Origin of the sequence: Bacteroides fragilis (assembly GCF_019583405.1) — a bacterium.
Taxonomy (GTDB): domain Bacteria; phylum Bacteroidota; class Bacteroidia; order Bacteroidales; family Bacteroidaceae; genus Bacteroides; species Bacteroides fragilis_B.
Genome location: NZ_SZUU01000002.1, coordinates 274,120 through 299,776, shown reverse-complemented (window position 1 = coordinate 299,776; position 25,657 = coordinate 274,120). Strand labels below are relative to the sequence as shown.

Below are 25,657 nucleotides of genomic sequence, written 5' to 3'. Positions count from 1 at the left end.
TTGCAGGGGCTTTTTAAGGTTCGGAAGAGGGAACAGGCAAGTTTTAAGGCTGAAATACTACCCGAAGCGTAGCGTGGGTGTGGAGATTTCAACCGTAACCCTGTAAGGGCTTGAACTTGAATGTTCACCCACCCGGAACAACCTTTGTCCCTTCAACGAAACTGACTGACCCGATAATAAATCAACCAATTAATAAATTGGTTTGTTGATATATCACTATTTTGATTAACCTGTTTGTCAATAGCTTTTCCTCACAACAAATTTATTTATCAATAAACAAGTTTGTTGGTATATCTATTGACCGACTTATTTGTCATTCATTTGGCAAATAAGTTAATCAATCCACCATGCCCAATCCGAATGAATACGCTTGGTGTACTCGGCGTGTTTACCGCATAGAGTCTACCGAGCATGTATTCTCTGAACAATTTGGCATTCAGCGAGTTTATCCAAAAGGCGAGAGCCGTTATCATATCCAGCCCGAAACAGTCCGGCAAAACGTGGTTGCCGTAAACTACTCCGCCATGTTGCAAATCGGTTTTAACAACTCCCGATTTCAGAATTACCCGTATGTTTGATTTGATGGTGGGCAGCATTACTCCCAACAATTCTGCCATTTTAAAATCCTGCATCCAAACCGTTTCAACCGGATTGCTCGGCAGAGTGATTAAACCGTCCTCATTAATAGTTATCTTTTCTCTTTTCATCGTCTTTGATTTTAATGATTAATTAAATTACCTGACAGATAAATGATTCCATCTGTTCAATTTGTTTCGACAGTTTCTCCATATCATGGCTTACTTTCTCCGCTGTAATCTTCGCAATAAATCTGCGTCGTGCGGATGCTGCGGTGTCCGAGCATCTTCGAGAGTGTTTCAATGGGCACATCGTTCGACAGGCACACGGTTGTGGCATACGAGTGTCGACTTTGATGCCACGTAACGTTTTTCTCTATGTCACAATGTTTTGCAATTACTTTAATTCCGTTTTTGCAGTTGGGATAGCAAGGGACGGGCAGCAACCTGCTGTCTTTGGCCATCCCCTCGTATTTTTCTATGATATGTTTGGTAACTTCCAACAGACGGATATTACTTTCCGTGCCCGTTTTCTGGCGGGTGGTTTTTATCCACAAATGACCGTCAAAGGATATTTCCAGATTCTCTTTCGTGAGGTTCGCCATATCCGTCCAACTCAATCCGGTGAATGTGCAGAAAATGAACAAGTCCCGTATCAGTTCGTAGCTTTTCTTCTTGAACGTGCCATTAATGAGCAGTGTGATTTCCTCTTTGGCCAAAAAAACTCGCTTCGTCTCTTCTTTCGTGATGCTGTACCCGTAGAACGAATCACGTTGCAACCAGCCGTTATTGATAGCCATGTAGATAATTCTCCGCAACGGCATCATGTATGACCAAACGGTATTTGTGCAATGGTCTTTCTCTGTTCTTAAGAATAGTTCAAAGTCGGTGATAAAAGCAGGAGTAAGTTCTTTGAGAGCTATATCACTGACCTTATAGCGTTGCTTGATAAACTCGGATAAGTGGTTATACACGGTGCAGTATTTCCAATAGCTGCGCTCGCTTTTGATTTTCCCTACTTGTTTGGCGTAATCCTCATTGTGCTGACTAAACACGGCAAGCAGGGTTTCATGCTTCATCCCCATACCTAAAAAAGTATTACGGATTTTCTCGGCAGTTACATAGTTATCCCTGTCACATATCCCTTGATAAGCCTTGTTGATGCCCACACGGATTTTATCCAGCATTCGGTTGCCTTCCTGTGCAACGAGGCTTCTGCCGGACAACTTGCCCAGTTCGACATTCCATGATTTTTCCTCTACATCCAGCTTGCAACTGAATTGAGATACTTTGCCGTTCACGGTCACACGGCACATGACTGGCACAAGCCCGTTCTTCTTTGGGGCATTGCGCTTGAGATAAAATAAGACTTTGAATGTTGATCTCATACTCTACATTTTTTGATCGCAAAATTATTACCTGTAGAGTTGTTTCTTGATACGCAAAATGCTGACAATCAGTGTGAAAGAATCGGATTTACTTCTTTTTTCATACTATCGCTTCCATTCCCCGAAATTTCGGCTACATTTACAGATCGATAGCATTTGAAATCAATGTGAATCAGCTCTTTGAAAACCATCTTAAAATCATCTGCCTGCCAAAAAAAGTAACGGGATAGTAATGTAACTCTGTCCTCACTTGGCTTTTTGTTGGTTTCAGATGGCGTTCTGATCTTTCTTTTTTTGCCTAAATCACTATTTGTCAGCCTTATTACTGCGCTTTGCGCTAACTCTCAATTATATTCCTTATCTTTGGCTGCATTTTGCCAATAAAGGTGCCGGTGCTTTTTTCTTCAGGAAAGACCTAGTAGACATGGTAAAATTTTTAAGGTTATCAAATTTCAAATTATGACAGACGATTGGGATGCAGAAGGCAATTTACTTCCTGGCAATAAACGGCTGACTAAAGTTGGTAAGTTTGTTCGTTCTACTTCGATTGACGAACTTCCACAATTAATCAATGTTCTGAAAGGAGATATGTCCTTTATCGGTCCCCCGTCCGTTATTACCTCAATATCTTCCTTTATACAATAAAGAACAGGCTTGTCGGCATGAAGTCAGTCCGGGTATCACTGGATGGGCACAAGTAAACGAACGCAATGCTATTCATTGATATTTTACGAGCTGGTCATAAATCGGTTGAATCGTTGTTTGATGATGATGTGGAGTTTACTTCTCTTCTTGGTCATCCCATATTACGTCTGTCGGAAGTGCGGGGACCGCTGATCGTCAGCATTGGTAATAATCCGATACGTAAGACGATTGTGGATACTTTGTCCGTGGAGTTTGGATGTGCTATTCATCCTTCGTCAATTGTATCAATCCCTGCTCTCAATCATCCAATCCGATTGGTTTGTTTTCGTGTATTTCTATGGTTTTGGTGGCTACCGCATATTCATCGGGGAAAATCTTACCACCCATTTCGTTTGCCCATGCTTTGGTGAACTCTGCGCCTGTATATATGATGATGGAAGAATAATAAATCCACGTAACGAAAACGACCATGAATGCTGCTGCTCCGTAAACGGTTCCTACGTTTGCAATCCCTATATAAAATGAGATTCCCCATTGACCTACCAGTAGCAGTAATGTGGTCACAATCGCTCCAATAAAAACATCTCTGCTTTTTATTTTGGCATCGGGCAATATTTTGAAAATCAATGTGAAAATGATGGCCGTTACACCTATATTTATAATGATTCCTACTACCTGAACCAATGACCCGGCTATTTCGGGATAATTAACCATAAACTTTTTACTCAATTCTCCGATGATACTGGTGATGGTAAATGTAATCAGAAGGATGAAAGCAAATACAAGTATTATGGAAAAAGAGAGTATTCTGTTTTTGATAAACTTGAGCCAGCTTTTTTTAGGAACAGCTTTTATTCCCCAAATTGTGTTCAATGAACTTTGTATCTCTGCAAAAATAGTGGTAGCACCGAAAATAGAAATGCCTAAGCTGACAATGGCAGCAGATCTGGAAGAATCTGTATTTTCTGCATTTTCTATAATGGAGCGAAGTGCTCCGGTGATTTCCGGTCCTACAATGGGTTGTAACTGTACATAAAGCTGGTTGGCCAAATCCATATGGAAAAAGACTCCGACAGTGACCAGGAGAGAAAGAAAAGGGATAATTGAAAACAATGTCGCATAAGCCAATGAAGCGCTCAGCCTCATAACGCTGTCGTCTATAAATCCCCAAACTGTATCTTTTATTATTTTGAACAGTAGGGGTAAACTAAGCTTTTTCTTTCTCTCCGATTGAATTTCCATTTTAACTTTTCTTTATCCAAACGGCAATATTACGGGCATTAACAGAGAATTTTCCGTTTCCTTTCTCATCTAAAGTGACCTCTTCGGGAATGCTTCCGGTGATTTCATGCCATACTTCACCTTTATGTTCCTCACCCGGCTTCATCATTTTGCTACCGGCTTCATCATTTGACATTAAGAAGACCAGACCGGAGCCGGTATGTTCTTTATCTCCCATACGGATGAAACCAATGGTAGAAGGATGGTCGAAATATTCGATCTGATCACCGTAGGCATATTTTCGCCTTGCATTCAGTAAAATATCAATGATCGGGGCATGGGGAGACTTTTCGCCTTTTACACCATAATAGTCTCCATAGAACAGGCAGGGATAACCGTTTTTCATCAATAATATCAAACCATAGGCCAGTGGCTTGAACCAGCCCTCTATTTGTGATTCTAACGAACTGCCCAATTGTGAGTCGTGATTATCGACAAAGGTGACTGCTAAATCGCAATGATGTTCGACCAATGTGCCCTTCAAGATATTCTGCAAATCATAATTTTTGCCTTCTTGTGAAGCCTGAAACATATTGTAATGTAACGGAACATCAAATAAGTTGACTTTATGGCCCACAGATTCTATGTATGCATCGAGTGTTTTCAGATCTCCGTTCCAGTATTCACCTACAGCGTAAAAGTTGTTTCCTCTTTCACTCCTTACCGCATCCAGAAATTGTGCGATGAACTTATCCTTCATGTGCTTGATGGCATCCAAACGCATTCCGTCAAGGTTCAGTTCTTTGGAAACCCATTTTCCCCAGCGATTCAGTTCGGCAATTACTTCCGGATGATCCAGATCGATATCGTTACATAGCAGGAAATCATAGTTTCCATTTTCGCTATCTACACCCTCGCTCCATGCTTTGCCTTCTCCTTGTATCTGGAAGATGCCGCTCCGCTTTTTGGCATCGTCAAAACCGGTTCCGGAGAAGTGATACCAATGCCATTTGAAATCAGAATATTTATCCTTGCGTCCATGGAAACTATATCCGGTCCAGCTTTGTATCTCGAACGGCTTTCCCAATCCTTGGGTTCTGTCATGGGGATCGACTTCCACAACCATAAATTTTTCAGTGAAATCACCTCCGGCTTTATGGTTGAGTACTACATCCAGATATACTGAAATGTGGTTTTTATGTAACTCGTCGATCGCTTCTTTCAATTCATCTTTTGTGCCATACTTCGTTCTTACGGTTCCTTTTTGTTCGAACTCGCCAAGATCATACAAGTCATAGGTTGCATAACCTTCATCTTGCTGCTCGTCGGCTTTATAAGCAGGCGGAATCCAAACTGCTGTCACACCGATTTTATGTAGATGTGATGCGTCTTCTTTTAATTGTTTCCACAACTTTCCATCGTTAGGCAGATTCCATTCAAAATACTGCATCATTACGCCATTTTCCATCATCTTAATGCATTTAATTATCAGCAAATAACAAAAAAAAGCGGCATAAGGTTCCTTTGTATTTGCAAAAAAGCACTTTGGGCTATTTTGCTTTAAAAAGCTATCTGATGTTGACGGTGGCGTGATTATGACTTTCTGTGGCTAAGCTTGTGTGCTGGTGGCGTTATTTATCTTTCCGTCATATCCCCATTTCACGTAGACGGCTCCCCAGGCAAATCCGGCTCCGAAAGCGGTAAAGATCAAATTATCACCTTTTTTGAGCTTATCTTCGAAATCCCATATACATAACGGAAGTGTGCCGGCACTGGTGTTGCCATAGTGTTCGATATTGATCATGACTTTTTCTAATGGCATATCCAGGCGTTGGGCGACAGCATTGATAATGCGTTGATTGGCCTGGTGGGGAATAACCCAGTCGATTTGGTCTTTCGTTAGCTGATTTCTTTCGATAATCGATTCACAAGCATCTGACATATTGGCTACAGCATATTTGAATACTGTACGGCCTTCCTGATAAAGATAGTGCATGTGATTGTCTATCGTAAAATAAGAAGGAGAACATACGGAGCCGCCGGCTTTCATATGTAAAAAAGGGAGTCCTTTACCGTCTGTTCTTAAAACAGAATCTATAATGCCTAAATGATCCGTAGTAGGTTCCAGTAAGAAAGCTGCTGCACCATCACCAAAAATAGGACAGGTGGCGCGATCGGTGTAATCTATCACCGATGACATCTTATCGGCACCAACTATGATGACCTTTTTGTATCTTCCCGAACGGATAAAGTTGGCTCCGGTCTCCAGAGCATATAAGAAACCACTGCATACTGCCTGCATATCAAAGGCGAATGCATTTTTTAATCCCACTCTTTCACACAGAATGGAAGCTGTTGAAGGAAGCCGATAATCGGGAGTGGTTGTAGCGACAATTACCAGATCGATGTCATCCGGATGGCTTTTTGTACGTTGCATCAATTGCTTCACAGCCTTACGTGCCATGTATGAAGTGCCAAGACCTTCTTCATTCAGAATACGTCTTTCCTTGATGCCAATACGCCCCATGATCCATTCATCGGTGGTATCTACAATTCTGGATATCTCATCATTAGTCAGGATGTAATCGGGTACATATCCTCCAACTCCTGTAATTACTGCATTGATTTGTTTCATTAACTTTGTCTAAATAAGTAAGTTCTTAAGTGGGGGAAGTATAAAATGACTCCGAAAACTTACGACTTTTCGGAATTGCATCTAAAATACCGGGCGCAAATATACAGAAAAGAAAGACTTATTCTATATTTTGTAATCTAAATGCATTGATTTTGTAGTGAGATTAGGATAAGTTATAATACTGAAAATAGAATTAGGGAAATGATAGAGAAAAGGAGAGGTGTTTTTTAGGGAAAAACTCTTTGGTCTGGGAATGGCCAAAGGTACCATCCTTACCCAACAATGGCTTACCAGCCTTTAACTGTTCTATAGCCTTGTTCTTATGCTTTCAAAATCAAATTCTTCTTTTATTTAAAAAACAATGCATGACACAGTTTATTTTACATTACTCCCAGTCCCAGTAATCTTCATAAGCAAAATTCAAATAAAGCCTTAATATCTCTTTACGATTAATATCCTTCGCATCTATAATTGGTCTTCTTATTTGTTTTGTATCATCAATATAAAGTATTTCAATTCCCCCATCTTCTGTTCTATAAGAAATATCTAAACTTGGTATTTCCATTGTGACATTTTCAAAAGAACAATTACACTTTAGTGTATAGACATATTTGTTTGTGTATTCAATAAATAGCTCAGTTATATCTAAGAAGTCTGAAACTTCTTCTAGACTAGGTTTGGTATACTCATGTTCCAATATATTTCTTTGCCTATTCAATTTTTCTAATATTCTAGGGGTAATAATTCCTAGTTCTTCTAACAACTTCTTTTTGCTAAGAAAACTATTAGCTGTTTTTCTTGCTAGGTTTTTTAATATAATATCTAATTGGCAATGAAATGCACGTTTAGCATTACATAAAGCGTTGATTAAATGATGTCCATATTGCTCATCAAGGTCAAGTTTAGCATAGCTTAAATATTCCTTAGGTGTAATGTTATAATCAATGACCATTTTCATAGAAGTACATGCTTCTGTGGCGATTGTATTTTTATCCTTTAAATATTTAAGTACGTATTGTGAATCCATATCATTTTAATCTTAATTTTGCAAAGATATTAATTCAATCCTATTTATAGTTCCTTTTGTCATTAAAATCCATTGTTATACTAGTTTATTCTTTAATGCTATATTTTACATAGGGATAATCTTGGAAGAAGCAATCCTTTGTTTTAAAAAGGCAAGAGGAATTTAGGGGTGGGTTGTATATGTTCGCTCAATGCTATTAGGATTTTGCCACTTTAAGAGCTTCTGCTATAAGAATTTAGCTGTTAACGACTTATCCGTATCTCTCCATTAAGTGCTAATGGATAGGTATAAATAAGTCGTTTACCTTAGTTTCTTGAGTTTAGAGTTATGTTGGGTAATGGATTTTGGCTACTTTCATTCCAGACTAATTTGGGTTTTGCATTATCATTACTTAATAGTAGATTATCTGGTGTTAGCTTTACTCCATTGGATAGCAACCGCAATAAACCTAATTCTTGTAAATCCACATTGTATTTTTGAACAGTGTCTTTATTCATTTTAAGTAGACTGCCTATTTACTATTGGGCAAGCTAATAATATTATTCTCTGCTATAAGTAAGAGCTTAATGTAATATCCTTTGATTTTAATAGGTACATTGACTTGAGTAAACTCCTTTGATAACGTTATAAAGTGAGTCTCTAAATCTGGTAAGTTATATCTATTTTTCCTAATAGTGTAAATGGAGTGTGCTGTTGGTAAATAGTATTCTTTAATGGAAACTATACCTTTAATGTCAGTATTGAACTGTTTTAATGCACTTTCTTTCTCTCCTGTAAACTTGGCAAGGTCTTTTAGTCTCATTTTGATATTATACCTATTATTTCTATACAGGGATAGACAAAAGAGCCTATACAGATTAGAAGGAGTCAATATTAGTATGGATTTGTTAGTCGTTGCATACTCTTTAGATATTAGGCGCTTCCTGTTGAGGTAGTTTATTGGTATATTCATTGGCAGCAGATTGAATATCATTAGTAAATAGTAAATCTTTCTTTTCTCGTTCTAATTTGAAGTAATAGGCAGTACCAAAGTAAACCTTTGCTTCTTTCATATCTTAGGTATAAATCCTTTCTATTATATTTCTGTAGAATGAACTCTTTGAGCAATCTGGCTGTGTACTCAAACACAATAGCAGTTTTACTTACCATCGCCTTACGCTCTGCATTGTGTGCTTCCAATTGCTCAATATGCTCAATAGGCTTCTTTCCTTTAAACACTCTACTTTACCAAAGTAAGCATTATATAGCGGTTGGGCTGTAATAACGAACCCTTTGTCTAACAATTCAGCTTCTTTCTCATACAGTTTAGCTTTGACTGATTTAAGATAGTTGTTGAGGCTTATAGTTTATTCGTCTTTACCCTTTACTAATTGCTTGTCTTATCCCAAGTAGTAGCTTTTACTTTCTTGCCTGTAGAGAAAAAACATCTTTCTCCATTTATGGTAATGCTGGCTTAAATAGGTGCGTTACCATCTTTTCTAACTTTGCTTTCTCTTATGAAGAAGAGAACAGCGAATGAACTTCTTTCCATTGTTTAATCAATTAAAATTAGACATTTGGAAGTTCTTTAAATGGCTATATCTATCTGTAATTTAGTTTGTTATGGTGTACTATATGACCACTTGTGTGAAAACAATAAAATGGTCATAAATAAGTCACAAAATATCTGCTATTTCAGCCCCAATTTACCCTAAACTAACTTCTAATCGTGCACCCCACTTACGACCTAAAGAGCCAAATTCATACAGTAAATTCAGCCAATTATTTGTAATATTCTTGATTGATTTAGAAAGGTAGGAGAGAAGTAAGTCAGCAGTTCAACGAACGAACTTATTGAAAATAAAAATCCCCATAACTTTATCAGTTACAGGGATTTAATATGTAGTAATTAACTTGGATTATTTGCTCAAAGCCTGAGCTACGTCAACTGCACAAGCTACTGTACAACCTACCATCGGGTTGTTACCAATTCCTAAGAATCCCATCATTTCTACGTGAGCAGGAACTGAAGATGAACCGGCGAACTGAGCGTCTGAGTGCATACGACCCATAGTGTCGGTCATACCATAAGAAGCAGGACCAGCAGCCATGTTGTCCGGGTGAAGAGTACGACCTGTACCACCACCTGAAGCTACTGAGAAGTATGGCTTACCGGCCAATACACGTTCTTTCTTGTAAGTACCTGCAACCGGGTGCTGGAAACGAGTCGGGTTAGTAGAGTTACCTGTGATAGATACGTCCACGCCTTCTTTCCACATGATGGCTACACCTTCACGTACATCATCTGCACCATAGCATTTTACTTTTGCACGAGGACCGTCAGAGTAAGCAATTTCACGTACTACTTTCAGTTCGCCTGTGAAATAGTCAAACTGTGTCTGAACATAAGTAAAGCCGTTGATACGAGAGATGATCTGAGCAGCGTCTTTTCCAAGACCGTTCAAGATACAACGCAGAGGTTCTTTACGTACTTTGTCTGCTTTTGCAGCGATTTTGATAGCACCTTCGGCAGCAGCGAAAGATTCGTGACCTGCCAGGAAAGCGAAACATTTAGTTTCTTCACGCAACAACATAGCAGCCAAGTTACCATGACCGATACCAACTTTACGGTCGTCGGCTACAGAACCCGGGATACAGAATGCCTGCAGACCGATGCCGATAGCTTCGGCAGCGTCAGCTGCATTTTTGCAACCTTTCTTGATAGCGATAGCAGCACCTACTACGTAAGCCCACTTAGCATTTTCAAAACAGATCGGTTGAGTTTCTTCACACGTTTTATAAGGATCAACTCCAGCAGCTTCGCAGATAGCGTTAGCTTCTTCGATGTCTTTGATACCGTTAGCGTTCAAGGCTTCGATGATGCCTTTGATACGGCGGTCCTGACTTTCAAATTTTACTTCTCTAATCATAATTTCTTTTCCTCCTTATATTATTCGTGACGTGGATCAATGTGTTTAACAGCTCCCTGTTCTGCAGTGAAGCGTCCGTAAGTACCGGTAACCTTCTTCAATGCTTCATTCGCATCAGTACCCTTCTTGATTTCGTCCATGAATTTACCCATGTGGACGAATTCGTATCCGCAGATTTCATCGTTTTTGTCAAGAGCAATTGTCTTGATGTAACCTTCTGCCATTTCAAGGTAACGAGGACCTTTAGCCAGAGTACCGTACAATGTACCTACCTGGCTACGCAGACCTTTACCCAAGTCTTCCAGACCTGCACCGATGATCAGACCACCTTCTGAGAAAGCTGACTGAGTACGTCCGTAAACGATCTGCAGGAAGAGTTCGCGCATAGCAGTGTTGATGGCATCACAAACTAAGTCTGTGTTCAATGCTTCAAGGATAGTTTTTCCCGGGAGGATTTCAGCAGCCATAGCAGCTGAGTGAGTCATACCTGAACAGCCGATAGTTTCAACCAGAGCTTCCTGGATGATACCTTCTTTTACGTTCAGAGTCAGCTTACATGCACCCTGCTGAGGAGCACACCAACCCACACCGTGTGTCAGACCTGAAATATCAACAATTTCTTTTGATTTTACCCATTTTCCTTCTTCGGGTATGGGAGCCGGTCCATGGTTAGGACCCTTCTTTACAACACACATGTGTTCCACTTCGTGTGAATAAGTCATAATTAGCTCTTTTTTTAAGTGATATAATTAAAAATACGTAGTCACGATTCTCAAATCGCTCACAAAGGTAGTCGTTTTATTTGTTTTTGCAAATCGGGTTTTATTACTTTTTTATGAAAAGGGAAAAATAGAAATTTCAGTTTCGTTAGATTGTAATGTGGAGATGACATTTTAGATAATCTTTATTTTGTTGAACTATTACTCTGATTCTTTGTTTCTTTTGAGAAAAATTGATTGGTTATGAATTTGAATGAAGTAGATATACATTATTTAATAGCAGCCATTTGTGTGATAACCTCTGCATTGGTGTTTTACACAATAGGAGTGTGGGGAGAGCGGTTGCAGAAGAAACTGAAATTTTGGCATCTGGTCTTTTTCTTATTGGGGCTGTTGGCTGATTCTGTGGGAACAGCTTTAATGGAGAATATTGCGCGACTCACACACCTGCATGATGAAATACATACTGTGACCGGCATTATCGCTATTTTGTTGATGTTTGTTCACGCTATGTGGGCTATCTGGACGTATGTAAAAGGGAGTGAAAAGGCTAAAGAACATTTCAATCGTTTCAGTATTGTGGTGTGGTGCATTTGGTTGATACCCTACTGTATAGGCGTATATCTTGGTATGTCGTTGCATCATTGAAAATAACCTTATTTGAGAAAGTAATAAAGCTTCATCTCAGCCGCTAAGATAAAGAATTATCCCGTAAGAGAACCATTGAAGAACTCAGGGGATATATCCCAAAGCGATTGGGGAATTTTTAATTATGGGCTTTAAAAATAGGACAGTTTCTAAAAAACTCTTCAAAAAGCCTTTCTGAACCATATATTTCCGTATTTTTGTTTCCTGATATTTATAAATGTAGAATTAACCTTATTATATATAATGGAAATGATAGAAGTTACGGATGCCTCCTTGCAAAAAGCTGCGGGCGAGGGAATGGATGAATTTATCCAGGTGTTTACAGATAAGTATAAAGAAGTGATTGGCGGGGAGCTTACTGCCGAAACAATGCCACTGTTGACAGGAGAGCAGCACTCTTTGTTGGCTTATCAGATTTTTCGGGATGAAGTCATGTTTGGTGGTTTTTGTCAATTGATTCAGAATGGGTATGGAGGTTATATCTTTGATAATCCTTTTGCAAAAGTGATGCGTTTGTGGGGAGCCGAGGATTTTTCGAAGTTGGTTTATAAAGCTAAGAAGATTTATGATGCGCACCGTGTCGATCTGGAAAAAGAGCGTACCGAGGATGAGTTTATGGCGATGTACGAGCAATATGAGGCCTTTGATGATCTTGAAGAAGAATATCTGGATATTGAGGAGGAGGTTACAGCACTGGTAGCAAGCTATGTAGACGATCATTTGGAGTTGTTTGCAAAAATAGTTAAGTGATGGATGCAGTATTTTTTAAGTCTCTGCATTTACTTATTGTGAATTAGAATTTATATCTTTGCAAACTCTAAAAAATAGATTTATGAAACAATTGAAATTAATGGTGTTGGCCTTAACCCTGTTGATGGGTACTATGTTTACTTCATGTATGGATTCCGGAGAAAATGGTCCTCAGCAATGGTCTGGTGTGGTGAAAGTTAATGATAGAATGGGTTATGTTACGTTTACAGATGCCGCCGGTACGGAACTCATCCCTACTAACACGATTCCTGTTACTTTAGATGCAAGAATGGCTTGGATTTATTGCCAGGTTGATGAAGGTCAGGATCTCTCGACAAATCCGAAGCAGATTAAGATTACACTTTTACAAGATCCGACAGGAATCGATGCTCCTGCAGTTACTACTACGGCTGTCGGTGGTTCGGGAGATGTGACTACTAATGCACCAATTGGTTCATTGAGTTTTGCATCAGGATATTCAACGGTAGCCCCATTCCAGTTTAGTGAAAATACAATTGTATTGCCGGTACTTTACCGTGTGAAAAATGTAAGTACTCCGGAAGATATTAAGAATGAACTCGCTAAACATTCTTTTACTCTGGTTTGCTATACAGATGATATTACTTCAGGTGCTACAGACTTGAAACTCTATTTGCGTTATGTTGTTAAAGATGAAGCTGCTGCGATAGTTGAGCGTGCGTCACGCACTTCCAGTTTTAAGGCTTATGATATTAGCGAAATTTTAAGAGAATATACTTCGAAGAGTGGACAAGCTAAACCTGCCAAAATTATTGTAGTGGCGCAGCAGAATGAATACAACAATAAAATAGAAGATTCATCTACTACAGAGAAGGCGTATGAAATAGAATATAAAACCGCTAAATAATTTGAATTACAAAGCATTATTTCAAATAGCAATGTCATTGATTTCCTCTCCGGCCAAGGCCTGGGAGGAAATTCGTTTAGAGGATAGACGGGCAGTTCTTACTGTTTTTGTCTATCCTATGATTGGTTTATGCGGTTTATCCGTATTCATTGGTGCTTTGTGGACCAATGGATGGGGAGGACCGCAAAGTTTCCAATTGGCCATGACGCAGTGTTGTGCAGTGGCGGTAGCTTTGTTCGGAGGCTATTTTCTGGCAGCTTATGCCATCAATCAGATGGGGATAAAAATGTTTGGCATGTCCAATGATATCCCTTTGGCACAGCAGTTTGCAGGCTATGCATTAGTTGTCACCTTTTTGTTGCATATAGTGACCGGATTGCTTCCGGATTTCAGTATTATCGGTTGGTTGCTCCAGTTTTATATCGTTTATGTGGTATGGGAAGGAGCAAGAGTCGTGATGCTGGTGGAAGAAAAGAATCGGTTGCGTTACACCATTTTCTCGTCGATTTTGTTAATACTATGCCCGGCGGTAATACAAGTTGTGTTCAACAAGCTAACAGCTATATTAAATTAAGAAAATAAAATGAAACTGGCTCCTATAAATATAAAGAATAAACGTGCTACTTTCGACTATGAGTTGATCGATACTTATACAGCAGGTATTGTGCTGACAGGAACGGAGATTAAGTCCATCCGTTTGGGGAAAGCAAGTCTTGTAGATACGTTTTGTTATTTTGTGAAAGGTGAATTGTGGGTGAAGAACATGCACATTGCCGAATATTTTTATGGTTCGTATAATAACCATGCGGCCCGACGTGACCGTAAATTGTTACTGAGCAAAAAGGAGCTGAATAAGTTGGAACGAGGGACGAAAGACGCCGGATTTACCATTGTTCCGGTTCGTTTGTTTATTAATGAAAGAGGTTTGGCCAAAGTGGTTGTAGCTTTGGCAAAAGGTAAAAAGCAATATGACAAGCGGGAGGCTTTGAAAGAAAAAGACGACCGCCGCGATATGGACAGGATGTTTAAACGATGATAGGTTTGTACCTTTAGCAATGAAAAGAACTATTCAACAGCTGGTACCCGAACGTATCCTTATATTGGATGGCGCTATGGGTACTATGATTCAACAATATAATCTTAGAGAAGAGGATTTCCGCAGTGAGCGCTTTGCGCATATTCCCGGTCAACTGAAAGGGAATAATGATTTACTTTGTCTCACACGCCCTGACGTGGTTCAGGATATACACCGTAAATATTTGGAAGCCGGTGCCGATATTATTGAGACGAATACATTTAGTTCCACCACAATTTCCATGGCCGATTATCATGTACAGGAGTATGTGCATGAAATCAATCAGACGGCCGTGAAGCTGGCACGAGAAGTTGCCGATGAATATACGGCACTCAATCCCGATAAACCTCGTTTTGTGGCCGGTTCGGTTGGTCCTACCAATAAAACATGTTCCATGTCTCCGGATGTGAATAATCCGGCCTATCGTGCCGTGACTTATGATGAAATGGCCGATGCTTATCAACAGCAAATGGAAGCGATGCTTGAAAGTGGGGTAGATGCTTTGTTGATAGAAACTATTTTTGATACGCTGAATGCAAAAGCCGCTATTCTGGCAGCGGAGCGTGCTATGCAGGCAACCGGGCTTAAAGTACCGGTTATGTTGTCGGTGACGGTTTCTGATACAGGGGGGCGTACCCTTTCCGGTCAGACACTGGAAGCTTTTTTGGCTTCGGTACAACATGCCGATATTTTTTCTGTCGGTCTGAACTGTTCATTTGGTGCAAGGCAACTGAAGCCGTTTTTGGAGCAACTGGCCGCACGTGCTCCTTACTATATCAGTGCATATCCGAATGCAGGTTTGCCTAACAGTCTGGGAAAATATGACCAGACCCCGGCGGATATGGCACATGAAGTAGAAGAATATATCCATGAAGGTTTGATTAATATCATCGGCGGATGCTGTGGTACTACCGATGCTTATATTGCCGAATATCCCGCGTTGATTGCCGGTGCCAAACCGCATGTTCCGGCTCGTAGGCCGGATTGTATGTGGCTTTCGGGATTGGAACTGCTGGAAGTAAAGCCTGAAATTAATTTTGTCAACGTTGGTGAACGTTGCAATGTAGCGGGTTCCCGTAAGTTCCTCCGTCTTATAAATGAAAAGAAATACGATGAAGCATTGTCTATAGCCCGGCAGCAGGTGGAAGACGGGGCGCTGATTATCGATGTCAATATGGATGACGGACTGCTGGATGCGAAAGAAGAGATGACAACTTTCCTGAATCTGGTGGCTTCGGAACCTGAAATAGCTCGTGTCCCTGTGATGATCGATTCTTCAAAATGGGAGGTTATCGAGGCCGGCTTGAAGTGTCTCCAGGGAAAATCAATTGTGAATTCCATTTCGTTGAAAGAAGGAGAGGAAAAATTCCTTGAACATGCTCAAACAGTTCGTCAGTATGGCGCGGCTGTAGTAGTGATGGCTTTTGACGAAAAAGGACAGGCTGATACGGCTGCCCGTAAAATAGAAGTTTGTGAACGTGCTTATCGTTTACTTGTAGATAAGATTGGGTTTAACCCGCACGATATCATTTTCGATCCGAACGTACTGGCTGTAGCAACAGGTATTGAGGAACATAATAATTATGCGGTAGACTTTATAGAAGCAACTGCCTGGATTAAAAAGAATCTTCCCGGAGCACATATCAGCGGAGGAGTAAGTAACTTATCGTTCTCATTCCGTGGAAATAATTATATTCGTGAAGCTATGCATGCCGTATTCCTTTACCATGCCATTCAGAAAGGTATGGATATGGGGATTGTAAACCCTGGTACTTCTGTGCTGTATACGGATATTCCGGCGGATGTGCTTGAGAGAATAGAGGATGTGGTATTGAACCGGTGTCCTGATGCTGCCGAACGATTGATTGAACTGGCTGATAAATTGAAGGAGGCTTCGGCAGGTAATGCTTCAGCAGGACAACCGGTGAAGCATGATGCCTGGCGGGACGGTACGGTAGAAGAACGGTTGCAATATGCTTTGGTAAAGGGGATCGGAGATTTTCTGGAAGAAGATCTTGCAGAAGCCTTGCCTCAATATGATAAGGCGGTAGATGTGATTGAGGGACCGTTGATGGATGGAATGAATCATGTAGGCGAGTTGTTCGGTGAAGGTAAAATGTTCCTTCCGCAAGTGGTGAAAACAGCCCGTACGATGAAGAAAGCCGTTGCAATCTTACAACCGGTCATAGAGTCGGAAAAGGTGGAAGGAACCTCTTCTGCCGGAAAGGTTCTGTTGGCTACAGTGAAGGGAGATGTGCATGATATCGGTAAAAATATTGTTTCGGTTGTGATGGCTTGTAACGGTTATGATATCATTGACCTGGGAGTGATGGTGCCGGCTGAATCGATTGTTCAAAAAGCCATAGAGGAAAAGGTAGATATGATAGGCCTTAGTGGATTGATTACTCCTTCGTTGGAGGAGATGGTGCATGTGGCTATGGAGTTGGAGAAAGCCGGACTGGATATTCCATTATTAATAGGTGGAGCAACCACATCCAAACTACATACTGCACTGAAAATTGCTCCGGTATATCATGCACCGGTGGTTCATCTGAAAGATGCTTCACAGAATGCCGGTGTCGCTGCCCGGTTGATGAGTCCGAAATTGAAAGAAGAACTGGCGCAGGAGCTGTCTGGTGAATATCAGGTACTCCGTGATAAGAGTGGTCTGATGAAGCGGGAAACTGTTTCATTGAAAGAAGCTCAAGAAAAAAGGTTGAAACTATTTTGATAAAAAAGAATCTATGGGAACAAAGAAAGTGATTTATGCATGGGCGATTGGATTGCTTTGGATGATTTCATTCACTGCTTGTTCATCTTCTTCCCCAAAAGAAGCCCCGTCAACATCCAATGCTGCTTTGGATAATATTTTTGCGCGTAAGAGTGTACGTGCTTATCTGGATAAGGAAGTAGAGAAAGAGAAAATAGACTTGATGTTACGTGCCGGTATGGCTGCTCCGTCAGGAAAAGACCTTCGTCCCTGGGAGTTTGTACTGGTCACTGATCGGGTTGCTCTCGATTCTATGGCTTCTGCATTGCCTTATGCAAAGATGTTGACTCAGGCTCGTTATGCCATTGTTGTATGTGGTGATGTAGCCCGTTCTTCTTATTGGTATCTGGATTGTTCGGCTGCTGCGCAGAATATTCTGTTAGCTGCTGAGGCTCAGGGATTGGGTGCAGTATGGACAGCTGCTTATCCTTATGAAGACCGCATCCGGGTTGTCCGCAAGTATACGGAGCTTCCGGGAAACATAGTGCCCTTATGTGTGATTCCTTTCGGGTATCCGGCTGCTCTGCAGGAACCTAAGCAGAAATACGATGAGAAGAAAGTTCATTACGAGAAATATTAAACCGTAAATTGATTTTTCTGAAAGCTGCCCTGATAAAAAGAGGCGGCTTTTTTATTTTTGTTCCTTTTCTTTTTTTATAAATTCTGCATTTTGTTTTTCCATTTCAATATATTCCTTACATTTGCACCAATATTAATCGAAATCTAATACAAGAATGTTTGGAATAAGCGACTCTCTTATCATTTTGCCATATCTGCTTTCGGTAGTATGTGTGCTTTTTGCTGCCTGGTTTGGTCTTAAATATTGGAATAAAGACGACGAAAAAGATAAAACACGATGAATACATTTACACTTGGACTGATTGTGATAGCTTATCTGCTATCATTGGCTTATCTTGGTTTTTTAGGTTATAAAAAGACAACTTCCGCCAGTGATTATCTGGTAGGGGGGCGACAGATGAATCCATTTGTCATGGCACTTTCTTATGGTGCTACTTTCATATCTGCTTCTGCCATTGTCGGTTTTGGTGGGGTGGCTGCTGCCTTCGGTATGGGTATTCAGTGGCTTTGTTTTCTGAATATGTTTATCGGGGTGGTGATTGCGTTTATCTTTTTCGGCCTCCGGACACGCAGGATGGGAGCCAGACTGAATGTCAGTACATTTCCACAATTGTTGGGCAGGCATTATCGTTCACGGGGGATACAGGTGTTTGTGGCGGCAGTTATTTTTCTTGGAATGCCTTTGTATGCGGCAGTGGTAATGAAGGGGGGAGCAGTTTTTATCGAACAGATTTTTCAGATTGATTTTAATGTCTCGCTTTTGATATTCACCCTGGTAATAGCGGCCTATGTGATAGCTGGAGGTATGAAGGGGGTGATGTATACGGATGCTTTGCAGGCGGTTATTATGTTTGGCTGTATGCTGTTCTTGCTTTTTTCATTGTATCGGGTACTGGATATGGGCTTTACGGAAGCTAATCAGGCGCTGACAGATATTGCCCCTTTGGTTCCGGAGAAATTCAAGGCGTTAGGACATCAGGGATGGACTGCCATGCCTGTTACCGGTTCACCTCAATGGTATACATTGGTCACTTCTTTGATTCTGGGAGTTGGGATCGGTTGTCTTGCTCAACCTCAACTGGTGGTTCGTTTTATGACTGTAGAGAGTAGTAAACAACTGAACCGGGGAGTCTTTATCGGATGTTTTTTCCTGATTATCACCGTAGGTGCTATTTATCATGCAGGGGCACTAAGTAATCTTTTCTTTCTTAAAACCGAAGGTGTAGTGGCTACAGAAGCAGTCAAAGATATGGATAAAATTATTCCATACTTTATAAATAAAGCAATGCCGGACTGGTTTGCCGCACTTTTCATGCTTTGCATTCTTTCTGCCAGTATGTCTACACTGAGTTCACAGTTCCATACGATGGGTGCCTCGGTCGGTTCTGATATTTATGGTACTTACAAGCCTCGTTCACGTGGCAAACTGACTAATGTAATTCGTCTGGGAGTGCTGTTCTCAATATTAGTGAGTTATATCATTTGTTATATGTTGCCCAATGATATTATTGCCCGTGGAACTTCTATTTTTATGGGTATCTGTGCAGCAGCTTTCCTTCCCGCATATTTTTGTGCCTTATATTGGAAACGCGCTACCCGGCAGGGAGTGATGGCAAGCCTTTGGATAGGAACTATAGGAAGCTTATTTGCTTTAGCCTTTCTTCATCAGAAAGAAGCGGCAGCTATGGGGGTATGCAGATGGCTTTTCGGTAAGGATGTGTTGATTGAAACCTATCCTTTTCCGATGATAGATCCTATATTGTTTGCATTACCATTGTCAGTGGCAGCTGTTATTATTATAAGTTTGCTGACAGGAAAAGGAAAAAAATAAAAATGCGTTGTCAAGAGTCTGCAATTTTTTTGATTGCAGACTTTAGAAGCATTTCAGCTTTTTATTTTTTTCTTGTACGATTCGTACCTCGAATTGATATCTCTCACAAAATTATATGTTTCTATTCCACGAAAATATCCGTTTTTACACACCGGATCGGTGAAGTACTCTTCATTGCTTTTCAGTAGGATGTAATTTTCTACATTATCAGTCCATACCGTTTTATTTTTGCCATATTTATCTGCCAGTGCAATAGCGTCAAAAATATGTCCCAATCCGGCATTATATGAAGCGAGGATAAATTTAATCCGCTCCTGTTTATCTGGAACCATACTCAGACTGCGATCTGTTGATGCAATATATTTTACGGCAGCTTTGATACTTTCTTCCGGATTTTGCTCTTTTCCCGGTGGGACTCCCATTGCACGTGCGGTAGCGGGCATTAATTGCATCAATCCCTTTGCTCCTGCCCATGATACGGCAGTTGTATCGAAGTTGGATTCTGTATAAGCTAAAGATGCCAGCAGGCGCCAGTCCCAGCCTATCTCTTTGGCGTATTTTTTGAATAAGTTATCGTAGTGAGAGATTTTGCCTTCTTTTAAGGATAAGATGGGAGAGTGGGGCATTGCCTTGCTGATTTCGAAATATCTTTTCATACTGGCTGTATACGCAGGTGAGGTCATATTTTCTTTATGCCATTTGTTTGCCGCTTCTGCCAGTTGCGGGCAATCTTTGCGTACTGCCCATGCAGCCCGTTGGTCAAAACTGATAGAAAGGCTGGTATTCAGATTGGGATAATAAGTGCCATTCAGTTTGGCTACGTCATTGTCTGCAACCGTATAGGGGATTTTACCTTGTGCAACCTGAGTTATCAGATCTTCAGCAGTAATGCTGTCATTAGTTACTTTATGAATATGAATACCTCCGCCAAGTTCTTTATCCAGATTGACCAACCGCTCGTAATATTTGCCCGGTTTTACGTATATATCTTTGCCGATCAATTCGGTTACATCCTTCAGTGGCTTTGTTTTTCCGGTGTTTCGCTGAACAATCACCTGGTGGGTGATTACTTCTTCACCGCAATAAATCAGACTGTCTTTTAATTCTTTGGTAATTGGAATATTATATGCGATAAGATCTCCTTCACCATTCAGCAATTTCCGAATTAATTCCGGTACATCCTTGGCAACCTCTATGCGCAATTTTACGCCTAAACTTTTAGCGAATTGTTCACTGAGTTCATACTGGAAACCCATGTCTTGCCCACGGTAAATGAAATAAGATGTCGAACTGTAAAGGGTGAGAACGACGAGCTCGCCACTATCTTTGATTTGCTCCAAGTCGTGTGCATAAGTATCTTCTGTAACGATTACCTGCTTATTACGGCAGGACAGTATACAGAAGAGCAGGAAAAAGAGAGAGTAAACTACGAGGTGCCGTTTCATGACTAACCGATGTGTTTTTTGATGTACATGGTCAATATATCGATGGCTACTTGATTGCTTCCCCCTTCAGGGACAATCAGGTCGGCATAACGTTTACAAGGTTCGATGAACTGCAAATGCATGGGTTTCAGAACGCGTGTGTATCGTTCCATTACAGCTTCTGCCGTACGGCCCCGTTCCACTACATCACGTTGGATGACGCGTATTAGCCGTTCATCAGGATCGGCATCGACGAATATTTTCAGATCCATCATATTACGCAGTTTTTTGTCGCATAGGGCCAGGATACCTTCGATAATGACAACTTCACGTGGCTCAATATGTATCGTTTCGGGCTGACGGGTACAGGTCAGATAGGAATAGGTGGGCTGCTCAATGCACTTGCCTTCTCTCAGCATGGAAACATGTTTAGACAAAAGGCTCCACTCAAAAGCGTCCGGATGATCAAAATTGATGTTCTGCCGTTCCTCCACCGGCACATGACTGCTGTCTTTATAGTATGAATCCTGTGGCAGTAATACTACTTCGCCAGCCGGCAGACTCTCAATGATTTTCCGTACGACGGTGGTCTTTCCTGAGCCTGTTCCGCCTGCTATTCCTATTATTAACATCCTTTTATAGTGTATATTTGAAACAAATAAAGTAATTTTGCAATTGTAAAAAACAACTTCGGCTGACAAATATAAAAACAAATAATTAAAATAACAACGTAATGGTAAAACACATTGTATTATTTAAGTTAAGAGACGATGTTTCTGTAGAAAAGAAACTCGTTGTGATGAATAGTTTTAAAGAAGCTATCGAAGCATTGCCTGCTAAAATCTCTGTGATCCGTAAGATTGAGGTCGGGCTGAATATGAATCCGGGGGAAACCTGGAATATTGCGTTGTATAGTGAATTTGATAATCTGGATGATGTAAAGTTCTACGCTACCCATCCCGAACATGTGGCTGCCGGTAAAATTCTGGCGGAAACGAAAGAGAGCCGGGCGTGTGTAGATTATGAATTTTAGTTATAAAAAATGATAGCTATTTAAGATTTGCCGAAAACTCAAACCTGGAAATTTCGATAGCTGTTATATTTTTAGAAACATCATAAAAAATTAAAGAATGAAGAAATTATCCTCTTTTCTGCTTTTACTGTTGGTTGTGTTTACGACACAGGCGCAGATACAAGAACCTGTAAAGTTTAAAACAGAGCTGAAAACCCGATCGGGTGCTGAAGCCGAAATCGTTTTTACTGGTACGATTGAAGCCGGTTGGCATGTATATTCTACCGATCTGGGTGATGGTGGTCCTATTTCTGCTACTTTTAATGTGGATAAGATATCAGGTGCCGAAGTGGTTGGTAAATTGACCCCGAGGGGAAAAGAAGTTTCGAGCTTTGATAAGCTATTCGAAATGAAGGTGCGTTATTTTGAAAAGACAGCCCAGTTCGTACAAAAGATAAAGTTTACCGGCAATGATTATTCAATTGAAGGTTATATGGAGTATGGAGCTTGTAACGATGAAAACTGTTTACCTCCTACACAAGTCCCTTTCAAGCTTTCGGGTAAGGCGGCTGTAACTGCTGCAACTTCGGTAAAAGAGACTCCTGCAGCATCGGTTGAAGAGCCTGTCGCATCAGTTTCTGATAGTATTATAGAACCGGCAGCTACTGCTGTTACTCCTGCTGTAGGCAGCATTGATTTATGGAAGCCGGTTATTAATGATTTGAAGAAGTTCGGAGAAGCAAATTCTCAGGAAGATATGTCCTGGATCTATATCTTTATTACAGGATTCCTGGGAGGTTTGCTGGCCTTGTTTACTCCTTGTGTATGGCCTATTATACCGATGACGGTAAGCTTCTTTTTAAAAAGGAGCAAAGATAAAAAGAAAGGTATCCGTGATGCATGGACTTATGGTGCATCTATCGTTGTGATCTATGTGGCATTGGGACTTGCCATTACTTTGATATTCGGTGCCAGTGCGCTAAATGCTCTTTCCACCAATGCGGTCTTCAATATTCTGTTCTGTCTGATGTTGATCGTATTTGCCGCCTCTTTCTTTGGAGCTTTCGAACTGACACTTCCTGCAAAATGGAGTACGGCTGTAGATAGTAAAGCAGAAGCTACCAGCGGATTACTGAGTATTTTCTTGATGGCATTTACATTATCGCTTGTATCTTTCTCTTGTACAGGCCCTATTATCGGATTCCTGTTAGTACAGGTTTCTACTACCGGCAGCGTAGTTGCTCCTGCGATTGGTATGCTCGGTTTTGCCATTGCGCTGGCTCTGCCGTTCACTTTATTCGCCTTATTCCCGTCTTGGCTGAAATCAATGCCTAAGTCAGGAGGCTGGATGAATGTGATTAAAGTAACATTGGGCTTTTTGGAATTGGCTTTTGCTCTAAAATTCCTGTCTGTTGCCGATTTGGCATATGGATGGAGAATTCTGGATCGTGAAACTTTCCTTGCTTTGTGGATTGTGATTTTTGCTTTGCTTGGTTTCTATCTGTTAGGCAAGATCAAGTTTCCACACGATGACGATGATACGAAAGTGAGCGTTCCTCGTTTTTTCATGGCACTGATCTCTTTGGCTTTTGCCATTTATATGATTCCGGGCCTGTGGGGAGCACCTTTGAAGGCTGTCAGTGCGTTTGCACCACCTATGAAGACTCAGGACTTTAATCTTTATACCAATGAGGTACATGCTAAGTTCGACGATTATGACTTGGGTATGGAATATGCCCGCCAGCATAACAAACCGGTGATGCTCGATTTTACAGGATATGGTTGTGTGAACTGTCGTAAGATGGAGCTTGCCGTATGGACTGATCCGAAGGTAAGTAGCATTATCAATAATGATTATGTATTGATTACCCTTTATGTTGATAACAAGACTCCACTTACCGAACCGGTGAAGATTACAGAGAATGGAACAGAACGTACTCTGCGTACGGTAGGTGATAAATGGAGTTATCTGCAGCGTGTGAAATTTGGTGCCAATGCCCAGCCTTTTTATGTTTTGATTGATAATGAAGGTAAGCCGCTGAACAAGTCATATGCTTATGATGAAGATATATCCAAGTATATAGACTTCTTGCAGACCGGACTTGAGAACTACCGGAAAGAAAAATAAATAGTGTGTTCAATAAATGAAAAGAAAGGCTGCCTTCGCATAAAGCGGGGCAGCCTTTCTTATGTTTTATTATTGCTTTATCGCATTGGTACTTCCATTAACAATAAAGTTGCTTCCTGGATTACCTCCACTTTAAAGTTCTTCGTATCCCAGAGTCCGATACCGTCACGCTTTGATAACAGATTATCTGCAACCTTCACATCCCCTTCGATGATGAAGATATAAACTCCGTTGCCTTCTTGGTGCAATTTGTATTCAAAGCTTTTTCCGGCATCAAATGTTCCCATGGAAAACCAGGCATCTTGTTTGATGGAAGCAGGTACCTTACCGTCAGGCGAGATAATCAAGATCGGTTCGTTTCTTTTCAGTAAGGGGCGGATATCGTAGTTGTTATATTCCGGTTCTGTATTCTCGATTCTCGGAAATATCCATATTTGTAGGAATTCTAACTGTTCTTTATCGCTGCCATTATATTCGCTGTGAAAGATACCTTTACCCGTACTCATTACTTGGATATCGCCGGGAGTGATGGTTTGGGTGTTTTTTACACTGTCACCATGTCTCAGATAACCTTTCAAGGGAATAGAAATCACTTCCATATTCTGGTGAGGATGTGTATCAAATCCCATTGATGGAGCTACACTGTCATCATTCAGCACCCTCAATGCGCCAAAATGCATTCTCGATGGGTTGTAATAGTTTGCAAAGCTAAATGTATGGTAGGTTTTAAGCCAGCCATGATTGAAATAACCTCTGGAGGAGGCTTTGTCTACTACTGTTTTCATATTTTTCCTTTCTTCAATAGAATATTCGTATAACAAATGAATGATAGATAAAGTTCTGGTAGCGAGAATTGTGCATTTTACAAAAAGATTTATATCTTTGAGCAATTTAAAATAGGAAAGTATGAAAAAGATTATTAATCCTTGGAAGGGAATGGAAGGATATAATTGCTTTGGTTGTGCTCCCAACAATGAAGCCGGTGTGAAAATGGAATTTTATGAAGAGGATGATGAAGTGATAAGTATCTGGCGTCCGCGTCCCGAATACCAAGGATGGATTGATACGTTGCATGGAGGCATTCAGGCGGTACTTCTCGATGAAATCTGTGCCTGGGTGGTTCTCCGGAAGTTACAGACGACAGGAGTGACATCGAAAATGGAAACTCGCTATCGTAAGTCGATCAATACTAATGATTCGCATGTAGTACTCAAGGCACATATTAAAGAGGTGAAACGCAATATTGTACTGATAGAGGCACGTCTTTATAACAAAAATGGAGAATTGTGTACGGAAGCGATCTGCACTTATTTCACTTTTCCAAAGGAAAAAGCTAAAGAAGAGATGCACTTTTTATCATGTGGAGTAGAAGATGAAGAGATACTCCCTTTGATTTGAAAGAAAAACGGAAGTTTTTCTGATAATTGTTTGGTGA

The 25,657-nt window shown here is 40.7% G+C and carries 24 protein-coding genes and 3 pseudogenes; 13 read left to right on the top strand and 14 right to left on the bottom strand.

The features are described 5' to 3' along the window. Positions 1 to 317: 317 nt before the first annotated feature. Complete coding sequence (locus FDF36_RS05570; RefSeq protein ID WP_220390645.1) at positions 318 to 707, bottom strand: hypothetical protein; 390 nt, start codon at positions 705 to 707, stop codon at positions 318 to 320. A gap of 22 nt (positions 708 to 729) precedes the next feature. Next, positions 730 to 1,963: pseudogene (locus FDF36_RS05565) on the bottom strand (site-specific integrase). A gap of 310 nt (positions 1,964 to 2,273) precedes the next feature. Between FDF36_RS05565 and FDF36_RS05560 the strand changes: the two are divergent. Beyond that, positions 2,274 to 2,681, top strand: a pseudogene (locus FDF36_RS05560) (sugar transferase); the annotation flags it as partial. Positions 2,682 to 2,905: 224 nt separating this feature from the next. On the opposite strand, the gene FDF36_RS05555 reads toward FDF36_RS05560, so the two are convergent. The 9 genes and pseudogenes from FDF36_RS05555 to FDF36_RS05515 all read right to left on the bottom strand — a co-directional run bounded on the left by FDF36_RS05555 (position 2,906) and on the right by FDF36_RS05515 (position 11,122). After that, positions 2,906 to 3,850, bottom strand: a complete 945-nt coding sequence (locus FDF36_RS05555) for a YihY/virulence factor BrkB family protein (protein ID WP_220390643.1) — start codon at positions 3,848 to 3,850, stop codon at positions 2,906 to 2,908. 1 nt (position 3,851) lies between these two features. Continuing rightward, positions 3,852 to 5,297 carry an alpha-amylase gene (locus tag FDF36_RS05550; protein WP_220390883.1) on the bottom strand — a complete coding sequence of 482 codons (1,446 nt, stop codon included), beginning with the start codon at positions 5,295 to 5,297 and terminating at the stop codon, positions 3,852 to 3,854. A gap of 141 nt (positions 5,298 to 5,438) precedes the next feature. Beyond that, a complete protein-coding gene (locus FDF36_RS05545) occupies positions 5,439 to 6,464 on the bottom strand; it encodes a beta-ketoacyl-ACP synthase III (RefSeq protein WP_032531336.1) in 1,026 nt (341 codons plus the stop codon). Positions 6,465 to 6,723: 259 nt separating this feature from the next. Next, a pseudogene (locus FDF36_RS05540) lies at positions 6,724 to 6,815 on the bottom strand (transposase); the annotation flags it as partial. 34 nt (positions 6,816 to 6,849) lie between these two features. Beyond that, positions 6,850 to 7,491 (bottom strand): hypothetical protein, encoded by a 642-nt coding sequence (locus FDF36_RS05535; RefSeq protein ID WP_217737934.1) that lies wholly within the window; start codon positions 7,489 to 7,491, stop codon positions 6,850 to 6,852. A gap of 511 nt (positions 7,492 to 8,002) precedes the next feature. Continuing rightward, positions 8,003 to 8,293 carry a hypothetical protein gene (locus FDF36_RS21145; RefSeq protein WP_005815053.1) on the bottom strand — a complete coding sequence of 97 codons (291 nt, stop codon included), beginning with the start codon at positions 8,291 to 8,293 and terminating at the stop codon, positions 8,003 to 8,005. 103 nt (positions 8,294 to 8,396) lie between these two features. Then, positions 8,397 to 8,543 (bottom strand): hypothetical protein, encoded by a 147-nt coding sequence (locus tag FDF36_RS05525; RefSeq protein ID WP_188521267.1) that lies wholly within the window; start codon positions 8,541 to 8,543, stop codon positions 8,397 to 8,399. 846 nt (positions 8,544 to 9,389) lie between these two features. Beyond that, entirely contained in the window at positions 9,390 to 10,400 is a 1,011-nt protein-coding gene (locus FDF36_RS05520) for a GGGtGRT protein (protein ID WP_005815056.1), read from the bottom strand. Positions 10,401 to 10,420: 20 nt separating this feature from the next. Continuing rightward, on the bottom strand, positions 10,421 to 11,122 hold the full coding sequence (locus FDF36_RS05515) for an iron-sulfur cluster assembly scaffold protein (protein ID WP_005780363.1): 702 nt from the start codon (positions 11,120 to 11,122) through the stop codon (positions 10,421 to 10,423). A 240-nt stretch (positions 11,123 to 11,362) separates the two neighbouring features. Between FDF36_RS05515 and FDF36_RS05510 the strand changes: the two genes are divergently transcribed. The 9 genes from FDF36_RS05510 (at position 11,363) to FDF36_RS05475 (ending at position 19,658) form a co-directional block, all read left to right on the top strand. Continuing rightward, positions 11,363 to 11,767 (top strand): HsmA family protein, encoded by a 405-nt coding sequence (locus FDF36_RS05510; protein WP_005780362.1) that lies wholly within the window; start codon positions 11,363 to 11,365, stop codon positions 11,765 to 11,767. Between the two features lie 249 nt (positions 11,768 to 12,016). Then, positions 12,017 to 12,517, top strand: coding sequence for a DMP19 family protein (locus FDF36_RS05505; protein ID WP_220390882.1), 501 nt, complete (start codon positions 12,017 to 12,019; stop codon positions 12,515 to 12,517). 82 nt (positions 12,518 to 12,599) lie between these two features. Continuing rightward, positions 12,600 to 13,403 carry a hypothetical protein gene (locus tag FDF36_RS05500; RefSeq protein ID WP_220390642.1) on the top strand — a complete coding sequence of 268 codons (804 nt, stop codon included), beginning with the start codon at positions 12,600 to 12,602 and terminating at the stop codon, positions 13,401 to 13,403. 31 nt (positions 13,404 to 13,434) lie between these two features. After that, positions 13,435 to 13,977 carry a Yip1 family protein gene (locus FDF36_RS05495; RefSeq protein ID WP_005780359.1) on the top strand — a complete coding sequence of 181 codons (543 nt, stop codon included), beginning with the start codon at positions 13,435 to 13,437 and terminating at the stop codon, positions 13,975 to 13,977. Positions 13,978 to 13,986: 9 nt separating this feature from the next. Next, positions 13,987 to 14,439, top strand: a complete 453-nt coding sequence (gene smpB / locus FDF36_RS05490) for an SsrA-binding protein (RefSeq protein ID WP_220390641.1) — start codon at positions 13,987 to 13,989, stop codon at positions 14,437 to 14,439. 19 nt (positions 14,440 to 14,458) lie between these two features. Further along, complete coding sequence (gene metH / locus FDF36_RS05485) at positions 14,459 to 17,209, top strand: methionine synthase (RefSeq protein WP_220390640.1); 2,751 nt, start codon at positions 14,459 to 14,461, stop codon at positions 17,207 to 17,209. Positions 17,210 to 17,222: 13 nt separating this feature from the next. Beyond that, the gene (locus FDF36_RS05480) at positions 17,223 to 17,828 is read left to right on the top strand and encodes a nitroreductase family protein (protein ID WP_005821043.1); all 606 of its coding nucleotides are present in this window, start codon (positions 17,223 to 17,225) and stop codon (positions 17,826 to 17,828) included. A 154-nt stretch (positions 17,829 to 17,982) separates the two neighbouring features. Next, positions 17,983 to 18,108, top strand: coding sequence for a symporter small accessory protein (locus FDF36_RS21510; protein ID WP_005780350.1), 126 nt, complete (start codon positions 17,983 to 17,985; stop codon positions 18,106 to 18,108). Continuing rightward, positions 18,105 to 19,658: a sodium:solute symporter family protein gene (locus FDF36_RS05475; protein ID WP_005780348.1), complete on the top strand. Its 1,554-nt coding sequence runs from the start codon at positions 18,105 to 18,107 to the stop codon at positions 19,656 to 19,658. The genes FDF36_RS21510 and FDF36_RS05475 overlap by 4 nt, the downstream gene beginning before the upstream one ends. A 53-nt stretch (positions 19,659 to 19,711) precedes the next feature. Here FDF36_RS05475 and FDF36_RS05470 read toward each other — a convergent pair whose 3' ends face one another. Both FDF36_RS05470 and udk read right to left on the bottom strand, forming a co-directional pair. Then, the gene (locus FDF36_RS05470; RefSeq protein WP_220390639.1) at positions 19,712 to 21,103 is read right to left on the bottom strand and encodes an MltF family protein; all 1,392 of its coding nucleotides are present in this window, start codon (positions 21,101 to 21,103) and stop codon (positions 19,712 to 19,714) included. A 2-nt stretch (positions 21,104 to 21,105) separates the two neighbouring features. Next, positions 21,106 to 21,714: a uridine kinase gene (gene udk, locus FDF36_RS05465; RefSeq protein ID WP_005780344.1), complete on the bottom strand. Its 609-nt coding sequence runs from the start codon at positions 21,712 to 21,714 to the stop codon at positions 21,106 to 21,108. A 101-nt stretch (positions 21,715 to 21,815) separates the two neighbouring features. Between udk and FDF36_RS05460 the strand changes: the two genes are divergently transcribed. Both FDF36_RS05460 and FDF36_RS05455 read left to right on the top strand, forming a co-directional pair. Then, positions 21,816 to 22,115 (top strand): Dabb family protein, encoded by a 300-nt coding sequence (locus FDF36_RS05460; protein ID WP_005780342.1) that lies wholly within the window; start codon positions 21,816 to 21,818, stop codon positions 22,113 to 22,115. Positions 22,116 to 22,212: 97 nt separating this feature from the next. Further along, positions 22,213 to 24,222 carry a protein-disulfide reductase DsbD family protein gene (locus tag FDF36_RS05455; protein ID WP_220390638.1) on the top strand — a complete coding sequence of 670 codons (2,010 nt, stop codon included), beginning with the start codon at positions 22,213 to 22,215 and terminating at the stop codon, positions 24,220 to 24,222. 77 nt (positions 24,223 to 24,299) lie between these two features. Here FDF36_RS05455 and FDF36_RS05450 read toward each other — a convergent pair whose 3' ends face one another. After that, positions 24,300 to 25,007, bottom strand: coding sequence for a pirin family protein (locus FDF36_RS05450; protein ID WP_005821036.1), 708 nt, complete (start codon positions 25,005 to 25,007; stop codon positions 24,300 to 24,302). 121 nt (positions 25,008 to 25,128) lie between these two features. On the opposite strand from FDF36_RS05450, the gene FDF36_RS05445 reads away from it, so the two are divergent. Further along, positions 25,129 to 25,620 (top strand): PaaI family thioesterase, encoded by a 492-nt coding sequence (locus FDF36_RS05445; RefSeq protein ID WP_005780335.1) that lies wholly within the window; start codon positions 25,129 to 25,131, stop codon positions 25,618 to 25,620. Positions 25,621 to 25,657: the final 37 nt, after the last annotated feature.

Coding starts and splice junctions, on each gene's coding strand:
- FDF36_RS05570 (WP_220390645.1), bottom strand. CDS start 707: ATGAAAAGAGAAAAGATAACTATTAATGAGGACGGTTTAATCACTCTG.
- FDF36_RS05555 (WP_220390643.1), bottom strand. CDS start 3,850: ATGGAAATTCAATCGGAGAGAAAGAAAAAGCTTAGTTTACCCCTACTG.
- FDF36_RS05550 (WP_220390883.1), bottom strand. CDS start 5,297: ATGGAAAATGGCGTAATGATGCAGTATTTTGAATGGAATCTGCCTAAC.
- FDF36_RS05545 (WP_032531336.1), bottom strand. CDS start 6,464: ATGAAACAAATCAATGCAGTAATTACAGGAGTTGGAGGATATGTACCC.
- FDF36_RS05535 (WP_217737934.1), bottom strand. CDS start 7,491: ATGGATTCACAATACGTACTTAAATATTTAAAGGATAAAAATACAATC.
- FDF36_RS21145 (WP_005815053.1), bottom strand. CDS start 8,293: ATGAGACTAAAAGACCTTGCCAAGTTTACAGGAGAGAAAGAAAGTGCA.
- FDF36_RS05525 (WP_188521267.1), bottom strand. CDS start 8,543: ATGAAAGAAGCAAAGGTTTACTTTGGTACTGCCTATTACTTCAAATTA.
- FDF36_RS05520 (WP_005815056.1), bottom strand. CDS start 10,400: ATGATTAGAGAAGTAAAATTTGAAAGTCAGGACCGCCGTATCAAAGGC.
- FDF36_RS05515 (WP_005780363.1), bottom strand. CDS start 11,122: ATGACTTATTCACACGAAGTGGAACACATGTGTGTTGTAAAGAAGGGT.
- FDF36_RS05510 (WP_005780362.1), top strand. CDS start 11,363: ATGAATTTGAATGAAGTAGATATACATTATTTAATAGCAGCCATTTGT.
- FDF36_RS05505 (WP_220390882.1), top strand. CDS start 12,017: ATGATAGAAGTTACGGATGCCTCCTTGCAAAAAGCTGCGGGCGAGGGA.
- FDF36_RS05500 (WP_220390642.1), top strand. CDS start 12,600: ATGAAACAATTGAAATTAATGGTGTTGGCCTTAACCCTGTTGATGGGT.
- FDF36_RS05495 (WP_005780359.1), top strand. CDS start 13,435: ATGTCATTGATTTCCTCTCCGGCCAAGGCCTGGGAGGAAATTCGTTTA.
- smpB (WP_220390641.1), top strand. CDS start 13,987: ATGAAACTGGCTCCTATAAATATAAAGAATAAACGTGCTACTTTCGAC.
- metH (WP_220390640.1), top strand. CDS start 14,459: ATGAAAAGAACTATTCAACAGCTGGTACCCGAACGTATCCTTATATTG.
- FDF36_RS05480 (WP_005821043.1), top strand. CDS start 17,223: ATGGGAACAAAGAAAGTGATTTATGCATGGGCGATTGGATTGCTTTGG.
- FDF36_RS21510 (WP_005780350.1), top strand. CDS start 17,983: ATGTTTGGAATAAGCGACTCTCTTATCATTTTGCCATATCTGCTTTCG.
- FDF36_RS05475 (WP_005780348.1), top strand. CDS start 18,105: ATGAATACATTTACACTTGGACTGATTGTGATAGCTTATCTGCTATCA.
- FDF36_RS05470 (WP_220390639.1), bottom strand. CDS start 21,103: ATGAAACGGCACCTCGTAGTTTACTCTCTCTTTTTCCTGCTCTTCTGT.
- udk (WP_005780344.1), bottom strand. CDS start 21,714: ATGTTAATAATAGGAATAGCAGGCGGAACAGGCTCAGGAAAGACCACC.
- FDF36_RS05460 (WP_005780342.1), top strand. CDS start 21,816: ATGGTAAAACACATTGTATTATTTAAGTTAAGAGACGATGTTTCTGTA.
- FDF36_RS05455 (WP_220390638.1), top strand. CDS start 22,213: ATGAAGAAATTATCCTCTTTTCTGCTTTTACTGTTGGTTGTGTTTACG.
- FDF36_RS05450 (WP_005821036.1), bottom strand. CDS start 25,007: ATGAAAACAGTAGTAGACAAAGCCTCCTCCAGAGGTTATTTCAATCAT.
- FDF36_RS05445 (WP_005780335.1), top strand. CDS start 25,129: ATGAAAAAGATTATTAATCCTTGGAAGGGAATGGAAGGATATAATTGC.